15 protein-coding genes are annotated in these 19782 nt (G+C 66.2%); 4 read left to right on the top strand and 11 right to left on the bottom strand.

Features of this window, described 5'->3' with window-relative positions; genetic code table 11:
• Nucleotides 1-201: 201 nt before the first annotated feature.
• The 3 genes from NFW05_RS10895 to NFW05_RS10885 form a co-directional block, all read right to left on the bottom strand.
• Nucleotides 202-1032: an SDR family NAD(P)-dependent oxidoreductase gene (locus tag NFW05_RS10895; protein ID WP_295306334.1), complete on the bottom strand. Its 831-nt coding sequence runs from the start codon at nt 1030-1032 to the stop codon at nt 202-204.
• A gap of 179 nt (nt 1033-1211) precedes the next feature.
• Nucleotides 1212-1370: a PEP-CTERM sorting domain-containing protein gene (locus tag NFW05_RS10890; protein WP_295306331.1), complete on the bottom strand. Its 159-nt coding sequence runs from the start codon at nt 1368-1370 to the stop codon at nt 1212-1214.
• Between the two features lie 458 nt (nt 1371-1828).
• Entirely contained in the window at nt 1829-2455 is a 627-nt protein-coding gene (locus NFW05_RS10885) for a PEP-CTERM sorting domain-containing protein (RefSeq protein WP_295306328.1), read from the bottom strand.
• Nucleotides 2456-3147: 692 nt separating this feature from the next.
• Here NFW05_RS10885 and NFW05_RS10880 point away from each other — a divergent pair.
• Nucleotides 3148-4005: a M23 family metallopeptidase gene (locus NFW05_RS10880; protein WP_295306325.1), complete on the top strand. Its 858-nt coding sequence runs from the start codon at nt 3148-3150 to the stop codon at nt 4003-4005.
• A gap of 85 nt (nt 4006-4090) precedes the next feature.
• Here the strand turns inward: NFW05_RS10880 and NFW05_RS10875 are convergent, their stop codons facing one another.
• Together NFW05_RS10875 and NFW05_RS10870 are read right to left on the bottom strand one after the other, a co-directional pair.
• Nucleotides 4091-4483, bottom strand: a complete 393-nt coding sequence (locus NFW05_RS10875) for a c-type cytochrome (RefSeq protein WP_295306322.1) — start codon at nt 4481-4483, stop codon at nt 4091-4093.
• A gap of 15 nt (nt 4484-4498) precedes the next feature.
• A complete protein-coding gene (locus tag NFW05_RS10870; protein WP_295306321.1) occupies nt 4499-5893 on the bottom strand; it encodes a cytochrome C in 1395 nt (464 codons plus the stop codon).
• 193 nt (nt 5894-6086) lie between these two features.
• Here NFW05_RS10870 and NFW05_RS10865 point away from each other — a divergent pair, with 193 nt between their 5' ends.
• From NFW05_RS10865 to NFW05_RS10855, 3 genes are all read left to right on the top strand, one after another.
• Complete coding sequence (locus tag NFW05_RS10865) at nt 6087-6680, top strand: NapC/NirT family cytochrome c (protein WP_295306318.1); 594 nt, start codon at nt 6087-6089, stop codon at nt 6678-6680.
• A gap of 68 nt (nt 6681-6748) precedes the next feature.
• Nucleotides 6749-7420 carry a response regulator gene (locus NFW05_RS10860; RefSeq protein WP_295306315.1) on the top strand — a complete coding sequence of 224 codons (672 nt, stop codon included), beginning with the start codon at nt 6749-6751 and terminating at the stop codon, nt 7418-7420.
• Nucleotides 7404-8813, top strand: coding sequence for a sensor histidine kinase (locus tag NFW05_RS10855; RefSeq protein WP_295306312.1), 1410 nt, complete (start codon nt 7404-7406; stop codon nt 8811-8813). The genes NFW05_RS10860 and NFW05_RS10855 overlap by 17 nt, the downstream gene beginning before the upstream one ends.
• 16 nt (nt 8814-8829) lie before the next feature.
• Here NFW05_RS10855 and glmS read toward each other — a convergent pair whose 3' ends face one another.
• From glmS to NFW05_RS10825, 6 genes are all read right to left on the bottom strand, one after another.
• Nucleotides 8830-10659, bottom strand: a complete 1830-nt coding sequence (gene glmS, locus NFW05_RS10850) for a glutamine--fructose-6-phosphate transaminase (isomerizing) (protein WP_295306309.1) — start codon at nt 10657-10659, stop codon at nt 8830-8832.
• Between the two features lie 7 nt (nt 10660-10666).
• The gene (gene glmU, locus NFW05_RS10845) at nt 10667-12025 is read right to left on the bottom strand and encodes a bifunctional UDP-N-acetylglucosamine diphosphorylase/glucosamine-1-phosphate N-acetyltransferase GlmU (RefSeq protein ID WP_295306306.1); all 1359 of its coding nucleotides are present in this window, start codon (nt 12023-12025) and stop codon (nt 10667-10669) included.
• A gap of 319 nt (nt 12026-12344) precedes the next feature.
• Entirely contained in the window at nt 12345-13787 is a 1443-nt protein-coding gene (locus NFW05_RS10840) for a glutamate synthase subunit beta (protein WP_295306303.1), read from the bottom strand.
• 2 nt (nt 13788-13789) lie between these two features.
• The gene (gltB, locus tag NFW05_RS10835; protein WP_295306300.1) at nt 13790-18466 is read right to left on the bottom strand and encodes a glutamate synthase large subunit; all 4677 of its coding nucleotides are present in this window, start codon (nt 18464-18466) and stop codon (nt 13790-13792) included.
• Nucleotides 18467-18819: 353 nt separating this feature from the next.
• Nucleotides 18820-19047, bottom strand: coding sequence for a hypothetical protein (locus NFW05_RS10830; RefSeq protein WP_295306297.1), 228 nt, complete (start codon nt 19045-19047; stop codon nt 18820-18822).
• Between the two features lie 24 nt (nt 19048-19071).
• Nucleotides 19072-19782, bottom strand: a 711-nt coding sequence (locus NFW05_RS10825) for an N-6 DNA methylase (RefSeq protein WP_295306294.1), incomplete at its 5' end; no start/stop codon positions are given.

The raw sequence follows: 19782 nt of genomic DNA, 5'->3' as shown, positions 1-19782 counted from the left end.
CCATCTCGCTCACGCCTACAAGCCAATATGACAAAAGGCTAAGTTGTGAGGATTGCGAAGTGTTCGACCACGCGCCGGACATGGAAGCCGGAATCGGCGAACTCGTCGGCCAGATTCCGGCGTCAGCCCCCGACGCCCGAACATCGGATCAGGAGCCGGCAGGGGCTCCGCCCCGGCGCCACCGTCGAACGGCGTGGCGCGTCACCCTTCGTAACCCCGACAGATCTCGGCCAGACGAGCAATCTGCGACGCGTCGGCGGCAAATCGACAGCGCACTTCGCGACAGCCCTCGAAGTACCGGCCGGTCAGATCGGCGCATGCCGGGTCGGTCGCCAGCCACACGGGAGTCCGCGCGCCCTGATCGGGGCTCTCGTGCCCGCCGAAGCCGAGCGCCCGGCTCAGCGCCGAATCGACGTCGCCCGGGTGGCAGGCATTGACCGTCACGGCCGCCGGCCCCAGTTCTGCGGCCAGGTAGACCGTGAGCATCCGCTCGGCCTGCTTCGACTGACGATAGGCCCGGTGCTGATCGTAAGCCCTGCGCCTGAACTCGGGGTCGGTCAGGTCGAGATCCCCGGCCCAGTAGCTGGCGACGTTGACCACCCTTGCCGGTGCACCCTCGATGAGTCGATTCTGCAGGGCCAGCGTCAGCCAGTAATAGCCGAGCACATTGACCGCGAACTGCATCTCGATGCCCTGGGGCGTTTCCTGCCGCGACCGCGGAGCGAGGGCCGCGTTGTTGACCAGAAGATGAACCGGCTGGCGCCAGCGACCCGCGAAGGCCATGATCGACTCCCGGCGCGAGAGGTCGACGAGTTCCCAGGACACTTGCCGGTTGCCGGTCGCCGCAGCGATCTCGCGCACGGCGTGTTCAGCCCGGGCGGCATTCCGGGCGAGCAGCACGATCGCGTAGCCCGGTTTCGCGGCGATCTGGCGAGCGATGGCTCGGCCGATGGCTCCGGTTGCGCCGGTCACCAGGGCCGTGCGTTCGCTGGTTCCGGCGTCGGTCGTGCAATCAGCGTCCGGCACATTCATCGGTCAGCCGTTCAGTGGCAGCGGTGCGCCCAACCGAGGGTCGACGATCCGTGGCGAAGACGGCCGCCACCGGTGCACCTGGCCGGGGCACGTCCCGTGCGCATCGCCAGCCGCACGACGAGGCCCGGCCCGGACAATGCGAAGCCAATCGCTCGGCTCCAGCGCGCGAGCGACGCTGCCTACTTGTGACGGGCGATGCCGGCCAGCCCGGCAAGACCAAGAGCGATCAGCGTCAGCGAGCCCGGTTCGGGCACCTGATTGGCGACTGTCGCTTGGGCCGCGAGGGGCATGGTCATCAAATTGATGGCAACGATCCTGGCGATGTTCCCGATGTTCATTTCCGTAATCTCCTGAAAGGCTGTGTAAGCAGTCCCTCACGCGAGGAACCATCCGTCGGTTCGACACCGTCGCGACCCGCGGCGCCAATCGCCGATGACCGAATCCGACCCGTGCGGGGAATCGCAAGGCAGATCCCGTGCCAGGATATCTTTTGCCAACCCTATGGCTATGGTCACCGGAAGAGGGTCTCCGGCAGCCCCTGTAAGACTTTCCGACATCGCACCAGGATGCGCTTCGCGCCAGGCACGCCAAGGGCGCGACGGCTCAGCCTGGCGTTGCCGGTGGTGCAGCACGTGCCCAGCCGACCGGGACGCGGTCACTCAACCGCGTGGTCTGGATGGCCGAGAATGAAAACGAGAGGCGAAAGGCCACGCGATGGCGTCACCCGCGGCCGAAGAATGCGCCCGACGCGCAAGGCCCCGGCGTAGCGGGACCCCTTGCGCGCGGAAAGAACGGTTCAGGGGTTGCGGCGACGCAGGCTGGCGAGACCCGCGAGGCCCAGGCCGAACAGCGCCAGCGACGCCGGTTCCGGCACGCCGACCGTCCGGGTATCGAACTGGAGATCGTCGATGGCGATGAAGCTGCCGCTGATGTGCAGGTACCTGGCGTCGTTGGACACCCGGTTGATGTAGTAGTAGTCGTTCGACGGGGCCTGGACGTTGTAACTTTCGAGGACCGCGCTGGATGCGTCGAGCAGTTCGAAGAGCATCGTCGTCGGACCGGCGATGCCGATGCCCACCGCCGCCTGCGGGGTGGTGAACTCGAAGTAGAAATCCGCACTCCAGCCCTTCGACGGGCCTGTCCCGACGTAGTTGATTCCGCTCTGGCTCGACGGATAGTAGCCCAGCGCGCGGCTGAGGGAGTCGGTGATCGACGCCACCCCCTGAGCAGCGTACTGGTTGGATGCCATCGTGGTGCCGGTCGGCTGGTCGTCGAAGTCGATCAGCGTCCCGAAGCGGGGAATCGGATTCGCCGGAGCACCCGAAGGGCTCGTCGGGGAACCCTGGACCAGCGCGGCTTGGGCCGCGAACGGGACGGTCAGGCAACCGATGGCCAAGACCATCACAATCTTTCTGCTTTTCATCGTTGTACTCTCCTGCTTGGAAATGAACGCCGTTCCTCGAAGGAGGAACACTGTTTCGCTGCGACGCCGTCCCGGCCCGCGGCCGTCTCGCCGATTCCGGAACCCGAGCCGTGCGAACATTGGGGAGCAAGATGTATTCCATGGATAAATATGCTTTATTTCACAGAGACTTCGCGTGCTTCCCAGAGAGCGCTCGTGCAGGCACTGTAAAAGATCTCGACAGCCTCGCGAGCGGGGCACTCGCGTCTGTTTCAACACCGTTTTTTGGCAAGGCTCCGGAATCTCGTCAAGCCTCCTGGGGTAGGCCTTGGGAATGGCCCGCGGGTGATGGTGCCTGGCCGTCGAATAAGCCATATCTATGCAGCGCTGGCGTTCGGGCAGTGACGAGACACTCCGAAACACGTTCCCGTCGACCAATCCATTAGACGGTGATCATCGCAAGGGGCCGAGTCGATCGGCCGCGCTCGCCACCCGGTGACTTCGCCGGCGACCCGATGGTCGCAGACGGCACAGAGGCTCCCGGAGTCATCACCGACGAGCAAGCGCTGGCCAGCGACGCGGAACCAGCGACCAGGAACGGACCGGCCGCCATGCGAAGAAGACCAGATAATCGGCGCATGCCACCCCGAGGACCCACCCGACAGACCCGAGCGATCCGCCGCCTTCTGCTGCTCGCCGGGGCCTGCGCGGTGATGCTCTCAGCCCGCGCCGCGGCCTCGCCCTACCCGTTCTCGGTCAGCACGCGGAAGAATGGGCAACGGCACGACCTCGTGGCGAGCAACCGGGGATCGGCACCGGTCTCGGTGCGCGTCTCGCTGACCGCCGCGGACAACGTTCGCGCGACGCAGCCGCTCCCGCATTACGCCGTCGTCGCTCCCGCGAGCGAGACCATCCTGCTCAGCCTGTTCCCCGCGGGGACGACGCGCGGTCAGCGTTTCACGTTCCAGAGCCGCTTCAGCATCGGCAGTTATCTGGCCCGCCCCGACTCGCAGGCGGTCTATCGGTTACCCTACGCCGATGGCCTCAGCGCACGGGTCGGACAGGCTCCGGGCGGTCCTCTGACGACGCACGTCTCGCCGGACAGCCGCCATGCGATCGACTTCACCGTCCCGGTTCACACGCCGATCGTCGCTGCACGCGACGGGACGATCATTGCCGCGGAATCGTCGAACCTTTTTGGGGGACAGCAGCGGGAACTGCTGGCGAAGGCCAACTACGTGCGCATCCTCCATGCCGACGGGACGATCGCCACCTATGCCCACCTCTCACCCGGTGGGGTGAAGGTCGCGCCGGGCGAATGGGTTCGTTCGGGGACGCTGATCGGTGCTTCGGGCGCCACGGGCTACGCATCGGGTCCCCACCTGCACTTCGTCGTACAGAGGCTCGTCGCCGGCGAAGAAGGCTTCGCGCTCGTTTCGCTTCCGGTCCGCTTCCACGTCGGCGATCCCGCGGTGGTCGTCGAGCCGACCTACGGACAGGTCCTCTCGGCGACCTACGACTCGCCGGCGAGCCTTCCGCCCGCCGGACGAAAACCGTCTGCCGCTCACTGATCGCGGGCGAGGAGGGAGTGCTGCCGCCGGGGCGAGGCGCAGCAACTGCTCGCCGCGGCACCCAGGGCAGGAAGAAGCGGCGAAGCTACTGCAGAGTCATCACGTAGGCGATGACGTCGGCCCGGGCAGCCGCGTCGGCCAGCCCGTCGTACTTCATCTTGCCGCCCGGCACGACCTTCCGCGGCGCGGCGATGTACGCGTCGATCTTCTCGACCGTCCAGACGATCCCGCTGTCCTTCATCGCCTCGGAGTAGCCGCTGAAGTCGGCGACCGACCCGGCCTTGCGACCGACGACGCTGGTCAGCGTCGGGCCTTTCTTGCTCCTGCCAGGGATCTTGCTGTGGCAGTCACCGCATTCCTCGGCGAAGACGTCGGCGCCGCGCCTGGCATCTCCGCCGGCGAGCGCCTGCCGGCCAGCGGCGAGGATCAGGCCACCGGCAATGAGCGCGGTGATGATGGCGAATCGGTTCCGGTTCAAGTTCTGCCTCCGTAGTCAGATGGCCAGCCAGATGAAGAGCATCGTCGTGTTGTTGTCGCTGGCCTTGCGGTCGCTGCCATTGACGTCGTCGATGTAGTGACTGCCCCCGTTGTAGCGGGTGTAGCCAGTGTATTGCAGACCGACGCGGGCATTGGCCCACGGCGCACCCCACGAGCCCTCCTTGCCCCATGGCGTCCAGTCGGCCTGCAGGATGTATCCCGCGGTGTTCGGACGGTCGTTGTACGAGACCGAACCGTACAGACCGCTGTCCGCAGTGCCGCGGCTGTTGAACAGGCCCAGCGTCGCCCCCCAGGTCTGCTCGTAAGTGTAGGAAGTGGCCAGGCGGAAGGTGTTCAGCCGATCCTTGGCGTTGTCCGCAGCGCCGAGCACGTCATGGCTGTAGTCGAGCTTCTGCCGCTCCCAGACGTAACTGGCATTGGCGGTGAAGATGTGCTCGCGCGTGCCGAGGAACTGGTAACTGGCGTCGATCCCGATATCCTGGTAACGGTCGGTGCTGCTCGGATCCTCGGCACTCTGGACACCGGCGTTGAAGCCGAACACGCCGACGTTGAAGTTGTCGCGCTTCATGTCCTTGTAGTAGGCGAGCCGCCAGTACGTGCCGACGCCCGAGAACTTGCCGGGGTCCACCGTCTGCGTGGCCACCTGACCCGTGTTCATCCAGTTGACGCTGCCCGACGAGAGGGCACGGTAGGCGCCGACCTCGGCGTAGAAGTTGCTGGCCCAGAGCGTATAGGCATTGACTCCGATGACGCTTCCGCCGAGGCTTTCGACGAGCGGTGCGGGACCGGTGCCGAAGCCGAAATCGGACGCCGTGTACGGAAAGCGCCACTGGGCGAGGGTGTTGAACGGGTCGGTCAGCGTCGGGTTGTTGTTGATCGACAGTCCGACCACCCCCTGCTGTTCGCCGATGGCCAGCGTGCGCGCATAGCGCACATCGAGCTGGTCGAGAAAGGTCTTCCGGTCGACGCCCGAGTAGGTGGCCTGTACGAAGCTGCCGACGTGCTCGGTCAGTCGGCCGGCAAGGAACAGCGAAGCTTCCTGAAGCGCGGCGTTGTTGTTGTCGCTGAAATGCTCGGGGGCCTCGGGAAGGTTCTTGGCCGTGTGCGTCCAGTTGGCCACGGCCATCGCAGACAGGGGCACCTTGGTACCCTGGCCGTCCGTATCGGTGTACCCGCCGACCTTGAAGGCGATCCCGTACGGAGTCAGTTGCGGCCCGAAGCTGCCGACATGGCAGGCTGCGCACTCGGAGCCCGTCTGCCGGGCGTAACTCGGAACGGCGCCAGCCGGCGCACTGAATGTCGCGGCCAGCGTGAGGCTGGCCAGCACGACCAGCAGGGCACGAGCCCAGTGGCGCTCGCTGCCGCCGCGCGGCAGGTTGATCAGGGTCATGGTTTCTCTCTACAGGTTGGACGAAGCGCATGCACGCGGACCGTGTCGGCAGCCCGCCGTGTGCATCCCGAAGGCTACCGCGGCCAAGCTTGCGAACACCTTACGCAGGAGGCCAGACAGCGTCCTGACGTCAGGTCTTCGCAAGCTTGGCCGGGGCATGCTGCGCCTCGAAGACAGTCTCCTGGAGAAGACCGTGACAAGCTACTGGCGCAATCTGGCAAACCGCATCCCGTGGAAGGGTGTTTCGTGGGCGATGGCGCTGCTGCTCGTCGCCATCGGCGGAGCGCTCGCCGCCGGAACGAGATTTGCCCTGGAGCAGACCAATACGCTCGACTTCTGTACCTCGTGCCACGAGATGCGCGAGAACAACTTCGAGGAATACAGCCACACGATTCACGCGCGCAACCGGACCGGGGTCAGGGCGACCTGCTCCGACTGCCACGTCCCGCACGAGTTCGGCGCCGCGATGGTCCGCAAACTGCTGGCCGCGAACGACGTCTTCCAGCACTTCGCCGGGCGGATCGACACCCCCGAAAAGTTCGAGGCACACCGCCTCGACCTGGCCCGGCGAGTCTGGCTGCGGATGAAGCAGAGCGACTCGCGTGAATGCCGGAACTGTCATGACGTCTCGGCAATGGCTCCCGAACTGCAGGGCAAGACCGCCCAGAAGCAACATCTGAAACTCGCCGGGGGCAACCGGACGTGCATCGACTGCCACTACGGGATCGCCCACCGGGAGCCCGCTGGCGGCCTGGAGCCTCAGGACGTCGTCGAGGGTGACCGCTGATCGGCGCCCCGTCGACGGCGGCAGCCGCTTTTGATCTATAGTCCGGATCTCGCGGGAGTCGCCAGGAGATGCGCATTCTGGTCGTCGAAGACGACGTTCTGATGGCCAACGGGCTCAAGCAGGGGCTTGCGCGCGCCGGCTACACGGTCGACGTCGCGCCGTCGGCCGAGACAGCCGAGGCATCACTGCTCACCGAGGAATTCGATCTCGCGGTGGTCGATATCGGCTTGCCAAAGGCCGATGGCCTGACGCTGATCCGCCAGTTGCGCTCGCGCGGAAACCGGCTGCCGGTGCTCGTCCTTTCCGCCCGAGGCACGCTCGAAGACACGGTCAGCGGTCTCGACATCGGCGCCGACGACTATATGGCCAAGCCGTTCCGGCTTCCCGAACTGACCGCCCGGATTCGCGCGCTGATCCGCCGCTCGCGATCGGTGGCCAGCGCCTGCCTCGCGCACGGCAGGCTGATCCTGAACATCAACAGCCACGCGGCGACCCTCGACGGTCAGCCGCTCGAACTGACCAACCGCGAGTGGGCCATTCTCGAAGCCCTGCTCATCGCCTCGCCCGACGTGGTCAGCAAGCACCGCCTCCTCCAGAGCCTCGCGGGCTGGGACAAGGACATCACGCCGAACGCGATCGAGGTTCATGTCTCACGCCTCAGGGCCAAGCTTTCGGCGGCCTGCGTCGAGATCCGCACGGTCCGCGGAATCGGCTATCGCATCGATGCCCCTGCCACCTGAAGCGCGCCGCCGAGGCAAGCCGCTCGACCTCCGCCCGCGGCTGCTCCTCGCCGTCCTCGCACCGCTGATGATCGTCTTCGCGATCAGCGTGGCACTCGACTACCGTCTGGCAAGGGAGACGGCGGACGCCGCTTTCGACCAGTCTCTGGCCGACGCCGCGCTCGACATCGCGGCACACGTGAGCAGCGCATCCGGATCACCGCCGAGCGTCAAGCTCTCGGCCGAGGCCGAAGCGATGCTGCGCAGCGATCCCGCGGACCGGATCTATTTCGCGATCCGCGACGACGCGGGACGGCTGCTGGCCGGAGATGCCGACCTTCCTGACCGGCGCCCAGCGGACGCCGGTCCGCCGCAGTTCATCGATACCGTCTTCCGGGAAAGCCCGGTGCGCGCTGCGGTCTACCGCCGCGATTCGGCGAACGGCAGCGTGACGATCACGCTCGCCGAGACGCTCGCCAAGCGGACGACGGCCAGACGGAGGATCCTCACGGCGATGATCGTGCCCAATCTGATCGTCGTCCTGGCCACCCTGCTCGCCGTCTATGTCGGAGTCAGACAGGGCCTCGCGCCGCTGCAGACCGTCGAGCGCGAGATCGCCACCCGCTCACCGATGGACCTCAGGGAACTCGATGTGGCGACGACTCCGCGCGAAGTCCGGCCGATGGTCTCGCGCCTCAACGAGCTCTTCAGGATGTTGCGCGAAGCGTCGGCAGCCCAGCAGCGTTTCCTCGCCGACGCCGCGCACCAGTTGCGGACGCCACTCGCCGGCCTGCAGACACAGCTCGATCTGGCCAGTTCGGAAGGCTGCTTCGCGTCTGACGCCGAGCGCCTGACGCGGATCGAGGACGCCACCGGGCGGATCGGCCATCTCGTCGATCAGCTGCTCGTCTATGCGCGCGCCGAATCGACGACCGCGCTGACGCAGGTCTTCGAACCGGTGCCGCCGGCCGATCTGGCCGAGAAGGCGGCTTCGCTGTTCCTCGATCGAGCACTGTCGAAACACATCGACCTGGGCTTCGAGGTCGATCCGGCCGAGATCGACGGAGTCCCGTGGATGCTTCGCGAGGCGATCGCCAACCTTCTCGACAACGCGCTTCGCCACACGCCCGAGTACGGCGTCGTGACTCTGCGCAGCGGGACCCGCGATCGCCGCGGCTTCATCGAAGTCGAAGACAGCGGGCCGGGAATTGCACCGGGCGAACGCGAACGCGTATTCGAACGCTTCTACCGCATTCCCGGATCGGGCGACCAGGGCTGCGGGCTCGGCCTGGCGATCGTCCGGGAGATCGCCACGCTGCACCGGGCGGCGATCGAACTCGCCGACTCGCCGGGTGGCGGACTGCGCGTCACGCTGCTCTTCCCGCCTGCACCAGCCACTGACGACAGCCGCTGAGACGCCGCCGTGCGTGCTACTCGACGGTCACCGACTTGGCCAGGTTGCGCGGCTTGTCGACGTCCGTCCCGCGTACCAGCGCGACATGGTAGGCGAGCAGCTGCAGCGGCACGACGTGCAGCAGCGCCGACAGGGCCCCGTAATGTTCGGGAAGGTGCAGCACGTGAATGCCGTCGGACGACTTCATCTCGCTGTCGGCGTCGGCGAAAACCCAGAGCTCGCCACCCCGCGCGCGCACTTCCTGGAGGTTGGACTTGAGCTTCTCGAGCAGCGCATCGTTCGGCGCGACGGCGATCACCGGCATCTCCCGGTCGACGAGCGCCAGCGGGCCGTGCTTCAATTCGCCGGCGGGATACGCCTCGGCGTGAATGTACGAGATCTCCTTGAGTTTCAGCGCACCCTCGAGGGCGATCGGATAGTGACGGCCCCGCCCGAGGAACAGCGCATGCTGTTTCATCGAGAAGCCCTCGGCCCAGTTGCGAATCTCGGGCTCGAGTTCGAGGACCTTGGCGACTGCTGCCGGGAGGTGGCGCACGGCGTGCAGCTCGGCCGCTTCGCGATCGCCTCCGAGGCGACGGCGGACTTTCGCGAGGACCAGAGTCAGCAGATACAGCGCGACGAGCTGGGTGGTGAACGCCTTGGTTGAAGCGACGCCGATTTCCGGGCCCGCGCGAGTGATGAAACGCAGTGCATTTTCCCGGACCAGCGAGGATTCCGGAACGTTGCAGATGCACAGCGTGCGGGTCATGCCGAGCGACCTGGCGTGGTGCAGGGCGGCCAGCGTGTCGGCGGTTTCGCCCGACTGCGATATGGTCACCACCAGCGTGTCCGGATCGGCCACCGAATCGCGATAGCGATATTCGCTGGCCACCTCGACCGAGCACGAGATGCCGGCGATCGACTCGATCCAGTAGCGCGCGACGAGCCCGGCATGGTAGCTCGTCCCGCAGGCGATGATCAGCACCTGCCGGACATCGCGCAGCAGTTCCTCGCTCGCCGCACCGAACACTCCGGGCTGGATGCTCCGCGCCGAGCCGAGCAGCTCGAGCGTGTTGGCCAGCGCGACCGGCTGCTCGAAGATCTCCTTCTGCATGTAGTGGCGGTAGTTGCCGAGCTCGATCGCCTCGGCCGAGAGCTGCGACTCGGTTTCCGGCCGCTCGACGACGGTCCCGTCGACGCGAGCGATTCGGTAATGGTCGCGCCCGAGTTCGGCACAGTCGCCGTTCTCGAGATAGACGATCCGCCGGGTCACCTGGATCAGCGCCGACGCGTCGGAGGCGGCGTACATGCCGTCGTCGGTGACGCCGAGCAGCAGCGGCGCGCCCTCGCGAGCGACGACGATCCTCGTCGGATCGGCAGCGCGCAGGACGGCGATCGCGTAAGCACCCTCGAGCTGGGCGATCGCCTGGCGAACTCCGCTGAGAAAGTCCGGAGCGCCCTTCAGCTCGTGCGCGATCAGGTGGGCAACGACTTCGGTATCCGTATCCGAGACGAACTCGTAGCCGAGTGCCCTGAGCCATTCGCGAAGCGGCTCGTGGTTCTCGATGATCCCGTTGTGCACGACGGCGAGGCCGCCGGAGATGTGCGGATGGGCGTTCCGCTCGCAGGGCACGCCGTGCGTCGCCCAGCGCGTGTGGGCGATGCCGGTGTGCCCGGTGGCGTTCGTTTCCTCGGCCTGAGCGGCCAGTTCCGCGACGCGGCCGACCGATCGCAGCCGATGCAGACCGCTGCCGTCGATCAGCGCGAGCCCTGCCGAATCGTAACCGCGGTATTCGAGCTTGCGCAATCCTTCGAGGAGAACGGGAACGATGTTGCGGTCGGCGACCGCTGCGACGATGCCACACATGATCGGGTCACTTCCTCGCTTTCTGCGGCCGTTTCCAGCCCGGGATCGAAACCTGCGCTACGCGCGAGATGGTCAGCGTATCCGGCGGTGCGTCGCGGGTCAGCGTCGTTCCCGCTCCGAGCGTCGCACCCCGGCCAACGGTCACCGGCGCGACGAGCTGCGTATCCGAGCCGATGAACGCGTCGTCCTCGATGATCGTCTTGAACTTGTTGGCGCCGTCATAGTTGCAGGTGATCGTTCCGGCACCGATGTTGACCCGGCTGCCGACGACCGCGTCGCCGACGTAGGCCAGGTGGTTGGCCTTCGATTGCTCGGCGAGCTTGCTGTTCTTGAGCTCGACGAAGTTGCCGACGTGTACGCCGGCAGCCAGTTCGGTCCCCGGCCGCAGACGGGCAAAAGGACCAATGACGCCATCCGGTCCGACGATCGCCCCGTCGAGGTGGCTGAAAGCCGCCACGCGTGAGCCTGCTCCGATCTGCGCATTGCGCAGCACGCACGACGGTCCGATCTCGACGGCCTCGTCGAGAACCACCCGGCCTTCGAAGACGCAGTTGACGTCGATGAACACGTCGCGACCGCAGACGAGTTCCCCACGCACGTCGATTCGTGCCGGATCGGCCAGACGGACGCCCTGCTCCATCAGGCGGTCGGCGATTCGCCGCTGAGCGACGCGTTCGAGCTCGGCGAGCTGAACCTTGCTGTTCACGCCGCGAACCTCGCTTGCCGATCGCGCATGGGTCGTGCGGACTGCGACGCCGTCGGCGACGGCCATCCCGACGATGTCCGTCAGATAGTACTCGCCCTGCGCGTTGTCGTTGGACAGCCGTTTCAGCCAGCCGGCGAGACGCGCCGTCGGCAGCGCCATGATCCCGGTGTTGATCTCCCGGATGCGGCGTTCTTCGGGCGAAGCATCCTTCTGTTCGACGATCCGGGCGACGAGCCCGGCCACGTCGCGGACGATCCGTCCGTAACCAGTCGGGTCGTCGAGTTCGACAGTGAGGATCGCCAGCCCGTCGCGTGCGGCGTGGACCAGCTGCTTCAGCGTCTCGACTTCGATCAGCGGCACGTCGCCGTAGAGAACCAGCGTCGATCCAGAATCGCACAGCTCCGGCAGCGCCTGCATCAGTGCATGCCCGGTGCCGAGTTGTGGCTCCTGGAGTACCCACGTCAGGTCGGGCGCATCGACGCTCGCCCGCACCGCCTCACCGCCGTGCCCGTGGACGAGACAGATTCTTTGCGGCTCGAGGCTCCGGGCCGTCTCGATGACGTGCTCGACGAGCGGCTTGCCAGCCAGCGGATGCAGGACTTTCGGCAAGTTGGAATGCATGCGCTTGCCCTGGCCGGCAGCGAGGATGACGATGTTCATCGGCAGCAACTGGGAAGTGGAGAAGAGTCAGGCAAGGATCGCGAATTCGTCAGTCGGCATGGCACCCGTCCCGCCCCTGGCTGCCTTGGCCCCGGTTCCTGAGGAACCGGCGCCGAATCGCCATGGCAGGCTCTGGCGCCTCGCGGGCATTATTGCAGACGGGGACTCGCCGTGTTGCCAGAAAAGTCGCGGTCACCCGCGGTTCGCCAGGCAGCGACGGCGCAGCAGCGCGCAACCGCAAGTATAGCGCAGCGAGCCGATTGCCCGGGCGAAGACCGGCGACGGACCGGGCAACGGCCGCCCCCGGAACGCCCCGGGCTTACCGGGGCAGACCGGAATGGCCCATCAGGAAGGCATCGACCTCACGAGCGCACTGCCGGCCTTCGCGAATCGCCCAGACGACCAGCGACTGGCCACGACGCATGTCGCCGGCGGCGAATACCTTCGGCACGCTGGTCGCGTAACAACCGGATCCGTCGGTCGTCGCGCGCACGTTGCCGCGCGCATCGAGTTCGACACCGAGTTCCTCGAGCAGCCCCTGCCGGACCGGCGAAACGAAGCCCATCGCCAGGAGCACGAGGTCGGCCGGAATCTCGAAGTCGCTGCCCGGAACTTCGTTCATCCGTCCGTCCTGCCACTCGACGCGCACGACTCTGAGGCCGGTCACCTGGCCATCCCGACCGAGGAATTCCTTCGTCGACACGGCGAAGTCGCGCGCGCAGCCCTCCTCGTGCGACGACGAAGTCCGCAGCTTCAACGGCCAGTAAGGCCAGGTCAGGCTCTTGTTCTCGATCTCCGGCGGCTGTGGCATGAGCTCGAACTGGGTGACCGACAACGCGCCGTGACGATTGCTCGTGCCCACGCAGTCGGACCCCGTATCGCCACCGCCAATCACGATAACGTGCTTGCCGGTGGCCAGCAACTGCTCCGGCACGGTGTCCCCGGCGTTGACCCGGTTCTGCTGCGGCAGGAACTCCATCGCAAAATGGACGCCATCGAGATCGCGGCCGGGAACCGGCAGATCGCGCGGCGCCTCGGCACCGCCGGCGACGATCAGCGCGTCGAATTCGGCCAGCAGTCCGGCCACCGGCACGGCGTTGGCGCCGCGACCACCGACCTCCTGGTTGACCCGGAACTCGACGCCTTCGGCCTGCATCTGTGCGATGCGCCGGTCGATGTGCGCCTTCTCGAGCTTGAAATCCGGGATACCGTAGCGCAGCAGACCACCCGGGCGATCGTTCTTCTCGAAGACCACCACCTCGTGCCCGACACGAGCGAGCTGCTGGGCCGCTGCCAGACCGGCAGGCCCCGAGCCGACGATGGCGACTTTCTTGCCGGTCCTTTGCGACGCCGGCTCGGGAACGATCCAGCCCTTTTCCCAACCCTTGTCGGCGATCGCGTGCTCGATCGACTTGATGCCCACGGGATCGGTGTTGATGTTCAACGTACACGCCGCTTCACACGGCGCGGGGCAGATCCGGCCAGTGAAATCCGGGAAATTGTTCGTCGAGTGAAGGACGGTCAGCGCCTGCTGCCAGTTTCCACGGTAAACGAGGTCGTTCCAGTCGGGGATGATGTTGTTGACCGGGCAGCCCGTATTGCAGAAGGGAATCCCGCAATCCATGCAGCGCGCACCCTGCAGGCTGGCCTGCTCGTCGCTGAGCACCATGACGAACTCGCGGTAGTGCTTCAGCCGCGACCCGGGTGGCTCGGCCACTTCCACGAGCCGCTGATACTCGATGAATCCGGTTGGTTTGCCCATCGCTATGCCGCCTCCAGTTGCTTCTGCGTCGCCATCTGTGTCAGCACCCGGCGGTACTCGTGCGGCATGACCTTGACGAAGCGCGCCCGCGACCGCTTCCAGTCGTCGAGCAGACGCCGCGCCTGGCGGCTGTCGGTGTGCTGGAAGTGCCTTTCGATCAGCCCCTTGAGCAACACCTCGTCGATCACGCCGAGATGGCGGACATCGACCTGGCCGTGGCTCTCGAGGTCTTCGCCGGCGTCACTGTCGCGACGCGCGGCGAACTCTTCCTCGACGGGTTCGAGCGACACCTGGGCCATGTTGCAGCGGCTCTCGAAAGTCCCGTCCTCGTCGAGCACGTAGGCCACGCCGCCGGACATCCCGGCAGCGAAGTTGCGCCCGGTCATTCCGAGCACGACGACCGTACCGCCGGTCATGTACTCGCAACCGTGATCACCGACGCCCTCGACGACCGCCGTCGCGCCCGAATTGCGGACGGCAAAACGCTCGCCGGCGACTCCGGCGAAGAAGGCCTCGCCTTCGGTTGCCCCGTAGAGGACGGTGTTGCCGATGATGATGTTGGCCGTCGACTCGCCGCGGAAACCCGCGTCCGGCCGGACGATGATTCGCCCGCCGGACAGTCCCTTGCCGACGTAGTCGTTCGCTTCGCCGGTCAGCGCGAGCGTCACGCCACGTGACAGGAAAGCGCCGAAGCTCTGACCAGCGGTTCCTGCGAGCACGATGTGGATCGTTCCGTCGGGCAGGCCGGCACGCCCGTAGCGCTCGGCGATCCGGCCGGAGAGCGTGGCCCCGACGGTGCGGTTGATGTTGCGCACCGGCAACTCGAGGTGCACCTTCTCGCCCCGCTCGATCGCTGGCGCGGCCAGTTCGATCAGCTGATTGTCGAGTGCCCTGGCCAGGCCGTGGTTCTGCTCCTCGCAATGGTAGACGGGCGTCCCGCTCCGGTTCTCGGGGCGCATGAAGATACGGCTGTAGTCGAGGCCGCGTGCCTTCCAGTGGTCGATCCCCTTGCGCATGTCGAGCAGGTCACAGCGGCCGATCAGCTCGTTGAACGTGCGGATGCCGATCTGCGCCATCAGTTCACGAACCTCTTCGGCGACGAAGAAGAAGTAGTTGACGACGTGCTCGGGCTGGCCGGAGAACCTCCGGCGCAGAACCGGATCCTGCGTCGCGACGCCGACCGGGCAGGTATTCAGGTGACACTTGCGCATCATGATGCAGCCTTCGACGACCAGCGGGGCGGTGGCGAAGCCGAACTCGTCGGCGCCGAGCAATGCGCCGATGACCACGTCGCGCCCGGTCTTCATCTGGCCATCGACCTGGACGCGGACGCGCCCGCGCAGGCGGTTGATGACCAGCGTCTGCTGCGTTTCGGCAAGGCCGAGCTCCCACGGCGAGCCGGCGTGCTTGATCGACGACTGCGGACTCGCCCCGGTTCCCCCATCGTGGCCGGCGATCACGATGTGGTCGGCCTTGGCTTTGGTCACGCCGGCGGCCACCGTACCGACGCCGACCTCGGAAACGAGCTTGACGCTGATCGACGCCCGGGGATTGACGTTCTTCAGGTCGTGGATCAGCTGGGCGAGGTCCTCGATCGAGTAGATGTCGTGGTGCGGTGGCGGCGAGATCAGCCCGACACCGGGAACCGAATGACGCAGGAAGCCGATGTACTCGGAGACCTTGTGGCCGGGCAACTGGCCGCCTTCTCCGGGCTTGGCGCCCTGGGCCATCTTGATCTGAATCTGGTCGGAGTTGACCAGATACTCGGCGGTGACGCCGAAACGCCCGGAAGCGACCTGCTTGATCGCCGAACGCAGGCTGTCCCCGGGCCGCAACTGATAATCGCGCTCGACCCGCGACTTGCCGACCACTTCCGAGAGCTTTTCGTTGCCGGTCAGCTTCCTGAAGCGCGCCGGATCCTCGCCGCCTTCGCCGGTATTCGACTTGCCGCCGAGCCGGTTCATGGCGATGGCCAGCGTGCTGTGCGCTTCGGTGGAGATCGAACCGAGCGACATCGCTCCGGTGGTGAAGCGTTTGACGATCTCGCTGGCCGGCTCGACCTGATCGAGCGGGATCGGCGTAGCCACCGGCCTGATCTCGAACAGGCCGCGCAACGTCATGTGCCGCTCGGTCTGGTCGTTGATGATCCGCGCGTACTCCCGGTAGGTTTCGTACCGGCCCGAGCGCGTCGCGTGCTGCAGCCTGGCGATCGCCTCGGGAGTCCACATGTGCTCCTCGCCGCGCACGCGATAGGCGTACTCGCCGCCGGCGTCGAGCATCGTGGCGAGCACCGGATCGTTGCCGAACGCCTGCCGATGCAGGCGAATCGCTTCCTCCATGACCTCGAAGACGCCGATACCTTCGACCTGCGTCGAGGTACCCGTGAAGTACTTGTCGACCATCTTCTTCTGCAGGCCGACGGCCTCGAAGATCTGCGCGCCGGTGTAGGACATGTAGGTCGAGATGCCCATCTTGGACATCACCTTGAGCAGACCCTTGCCGACTCCCTTGATGAAGTGCCTGATCGCCTTGTCGCCCTTCACCGGGTCACCGTCGGCCATCTGCTGCAAGGTCTCCAGCGCCAGGTACGGATGGACCGCTTCCGCACCGTAGCCGGCAAGCACCGCGAAGTGATGCGTCTCGCGCGCTGCACCGGTTTCGACGACCAGACCGACACGCGTGCGCAGGCCCTTGGTGACCAGGTGCTGATGAATCGCCGAAGTGGCCAGCAGCGCCGGAATGGCGACGTGCTCGGCGTCGAGCCGGCGGTCCGAGACGATCAGGATGCTCGACCCGCGATGCACGTTGTCCTCGGCCTCGGCGCAGAGCGAAGCGAGTCGCGCCTCGACGCCCTCCTTGCCCCAGGCCAGCGGATAACAGATGTCCAGCTCGGCCGAGTCGAACTTGTTGCCGGTGTAGGCGGCGATCCGGCGCAGCTTGGCGATGTTGTCGAAGTCGAGCACCGGCTGCGCGACTTCGAGACGGTACGGCGGGTTGATCTCGTTGATCCCGAGCAGGTTCGGCTTGGGACCGATGAACGACACCAGCGACATCACCAGCTGCTCGCGGATCGGGTCGATCGGCGGGTTGGTCACCTGCGCGAAGAGCTGGCGGAAGTAGTTGAACAGCGGCTTGCTGCGATTCGACAGCACGGCCAGCGGCGAATCGTTGCCCATCGACCCGGTCGCCTCCTCACCCGAACTGGCCATCGGATCGAGGATGAACTTGAGATCCTCCTGCGTGTAGCCGAAAGCCTGCTGGCGGTCGAGCAGCGATGCGCGCTGCTCCGCATCCGGAACGTCGGTCGGCGTATCGAGGTCGTCGAGCCTGATGTTGATCCGGCTCAACCAGTCGGCGTACGGCTTGGTCCGCGCCAGCGTATCCTTGAGCTCCGCATCGTCGATGATCCGCCCCTGGTCGAGATCGATGAGGAACATCTTGCCCGGCTGGAGCCGCCACTTCTTGACGATCCGTTCCTCGGGAATCGGCAGGACGCCGGCCTCCGAGGCCATGACCACCATGTCGTCGTCGGTGACCAGGTAACGAGCCGGCCGCAGGCCATTGCGGTCGAGCGTCGCGCCGATCTGCCGGCCATCGGTAAACGCGACCGCGGCCGGGCCATCCCAGGGCTCGATCATCGCCGCGTGATACTTGTAGAAGGCGCTGCGCCTCTCGTCCATCAGCGTGTGCGACTCCCAGGCTTCGGGAATCAGCATCATCATCGCGTGCGCCAGCGAGTAGCCACTCATCACCAGCAGCTCGAGCGCGTTGTCGAACGATGCCGAGTCGGACTGGCCGGGGTAGATCAGCGGCCAGAGCTTCTCGAGATCGGCACCGAGCAGCGGCGACCAGGTCCCCTTCTCTCGCGCGCGCATCCAGTTGTAGTTGCCGCGCAAGGTGTTGATCTCGCCGTTGTGCGCGATCATCCGGAACGGGTGCGCGAGGTTCCAGGTCGGAAAGGTGTTCGTCGAAAAGCGCTGGTGTACGAGCGCCAGCGCCGACACGCAGCGTGGGTCCTTGAGGTCCTGGTAGTACTCGCCGACCTGATTGGCCAGCAGCAGTCCCTTGTAGACGACCGTGCGCGCCGACAGCGACGGCTGATAGAACTCCTTGCTGTGCTTCAACCCGAGCGCCTGGATCGCATTCGCGGCTCGACGGCGAATCACGTAGAGCTTCCGCTCGAGCGCGTCGGTGACCATGATGTCCGGACCCCGGCCGATGAAGATCTGGCGGATCACCGGTTCGCGGGTGCGCACCGCCGGCGACATCGGCAGGCCGTGGTCGACCGGAACGTCACGCCAGCCGAGAACGACCTGGTGCTCGGCGCGCACCGCCCGCTCGATCTCTTCCTGGCAGGCCAGCCGCGACGCCGACTCCTTTGGCAAGAAAACCATGCCGACACCGTAGTCGCCCGGCGGGGGCAGCTCGATGCCCTGGCTGGCCATCTCTTCGCGGAAGAGGGCGTCAGGGATCTGGATCAGGACACCCGCTCCGTCCCCCATCAGCGGATCCGCGCCGACCGCGCCACGGTGATCGAGGTTGCGCAGGATGAGCAATCCCTGCTGGATGATCGAATGGCTCTTGCTGCCGCGGATGTGCGCCACGAAACCGACACCACAGGCGTCGTGCTCATTCGCCGGGTCGTACAGCCCCTGCCTCTCAGGTATGGCCGAATCCATCACGGTTTATTCCTCTCAAAACAAAGACCTCGGTCGCTCCCACCGAGCGAGTCGTCCCCGGGCGCAGGGGCGAGCCTGCCCGACGGGCCACTCCGCGGGACTGGCGACTATACCCGGAACACCTCGCCCGTTCAAGATGTTGCGGCGCATCATTGCGCACCACGGAGGTGCATCACCCCCATCCGCAGGCACCGATAGCGGTCAGCACCCCACCCGGAGGCCGCCTTGCGGGATCTCCTCGCGCAGGCGATCAAACCCAAGCAGCTATTGTGCCAGGTCCTCGCCAAGCGCTCCGATCGGCGAATCTTTCGTCGACGAACCCGCGCGCGCCCTTGCCGGGCAGATTCTCCCGATCACCACCGCACCGGGCACCGCCGTCGCCAAAGGAAGCAGTGGCCGGCCGTAGCGTCGCCTTCCTCGGCGAAGCGCTTCAGCAGCCACGACCATCGGGGCAGACCCTGATCGACGGCCTGCTGCAAAGGCTGAAAAAGGCCAGGGCCGTCGGCGCGGGAAGCGGCGGCCTTGCGGCGCCACACCAGCACGCCATAGGCCAGCAGCAATGGGCCGAGGAAGATCGCCACGGCCCGCAGCGACGCCGATCGAGCTCACGCCGCTTCCATATTGCCCTGCAAGTCGGCGGCGATCAACCTGAACTGCTCCAGAGCCGCCTCCAGGTCGTCCACGATCTCCTGCGCGATCACCTCCGGCGGCGGCAGGTTGTCGGCATCGGCCAGCGATTCGTCCTTGAGCCAGAAGATGTCCAGGCTCGCCTTGTCGCGTGCCACCAACTCGTCGAAGTCGTAGACGCGCCAGCGGCCGTCCGGGTTCTCCGGGCTCCACGTCGCCCGGCGGTCGTGGCGGTTCACCGGGTTGTAGAGGCGGACGAACTCGTCCAGGTCTTCGCGCTTGAGCGGGTTGGTCTTCAGCGTGAAATGCTGGTTGGTGCGCAGGTCGTAGATCCAGAGCTTCTTCGTCCACGGTGTCTCCGATGCCGGCTTCCTGTCGAAGAAGATCACGTTGGCCTTGACGCCCTGCGCGTAGAACAGACCGGTGGGCAGACGCAGCAGGGTGTGCACGTCGCACTCGTGCATCAGCTTCCTGCGGATGGTCTCGCCGGCGCCGCCTTCGAATAGCACGTTGTCGGGCGCCACCACCGCGGCGCGCCCGTGGGGCTTGAGCAGCGTCCTGATGTGCTGCACGAAGTTGAGCTGCTTGTTGCTGGTGGTGGCCCAGAAGTCGTCGCGCTCGACGATGTCCTTCTCGGTGGAGGTCCTGCCGTCCTCGCCGACGATCATCGTGCTGCTCTTCTTGCCGAA

It is taken from the genome of Accumulibacter sp., from assembly GCF_023806625.1.
Taxonomy (GTDB): Bacteria; Pseudomonadota; Gammaproteobacteria; order Burkholderiales; family Rhodocyclaceae; genus Accumulibacter.
This window is presented reverse-complemented; position numbering and strand designations above follow the sequence as displayed.

Coding starts and splice junctions, on each gene's coding strand:
- NFW05_RS10895 (WP_295306334.1), bottom strand. CDS start 1,032: ATGAATGTGCCGGACGCTGATTGCACGACCGACGCCGGAACCAGCGAA.
- NFW05_RS10890 (WP_295306331.1), bottom strand. CDS start 1,370: ATGAACATCGGGAACATCGCCAGGATCGTTGCCATCAATTTGATGACC.
- NFW05_RS10885 (WP_295306328.1), bottom strand. CDS start 2,455: ATGAAAAGCAGAAAGATTGTGATGGTCTTGGCCATCGGTTGCCTGACC.
- NFW05_RS10880 (WP_295306325.1), top strand. CDS start 3,148: ATGCTCTCAGCCCGCGCCGCGGCCTCGCCCTACCCGTTCTCGGTCAGC.
- NFW05_RS10870 (WP_295306321.1), bottom strand. CDS start 5,893: ATGACCCTGATCAACCTGCCGCGCGGCGGCAGCGAGCGCCACTGGGCT.
- NFW05_RS10860 (WP_295306315.1), top strand. CDS start 6,749: ATGCGCATTCTGGTCGTCGAAGACGACGTTCTGATGGCCAACGGGCTC.
- NFW05_RS10855 (WP_295306312.1), top strand. CDS start 7,404: ATGCCCCTGCCACCTGAAGCGCGCCGCCGAGGCAAGCCGCTCGACCTC.
- glmS (WP_295306309.1), bottom strand. CDS start 10,659: ATGTGTGGCATCGTCGCAGCGGTCGCCGACCGCAACATCGTTCCCGTT.
- glmU (WP_295306306.1), bottom strand. CDS start 12,025: ATGAACATCGTCATCCTCGCTGCCGGCCAGGGCAAGCGCATGCATTCC.
- NFW05_RS10840 (WP_295306303.1), bottom strand. CDS start 13,787: ATGGGCAAACCAACCGGATTCATCGAGTATCAGCGGCTCGTGGAAGTG.
- gltB (WP_295306300.1), bottom strand. CDS start 18,466: ATGGATTCGGCCATACCTGAGAGGCAGGGGCTGTACGACCCGGCGAAT.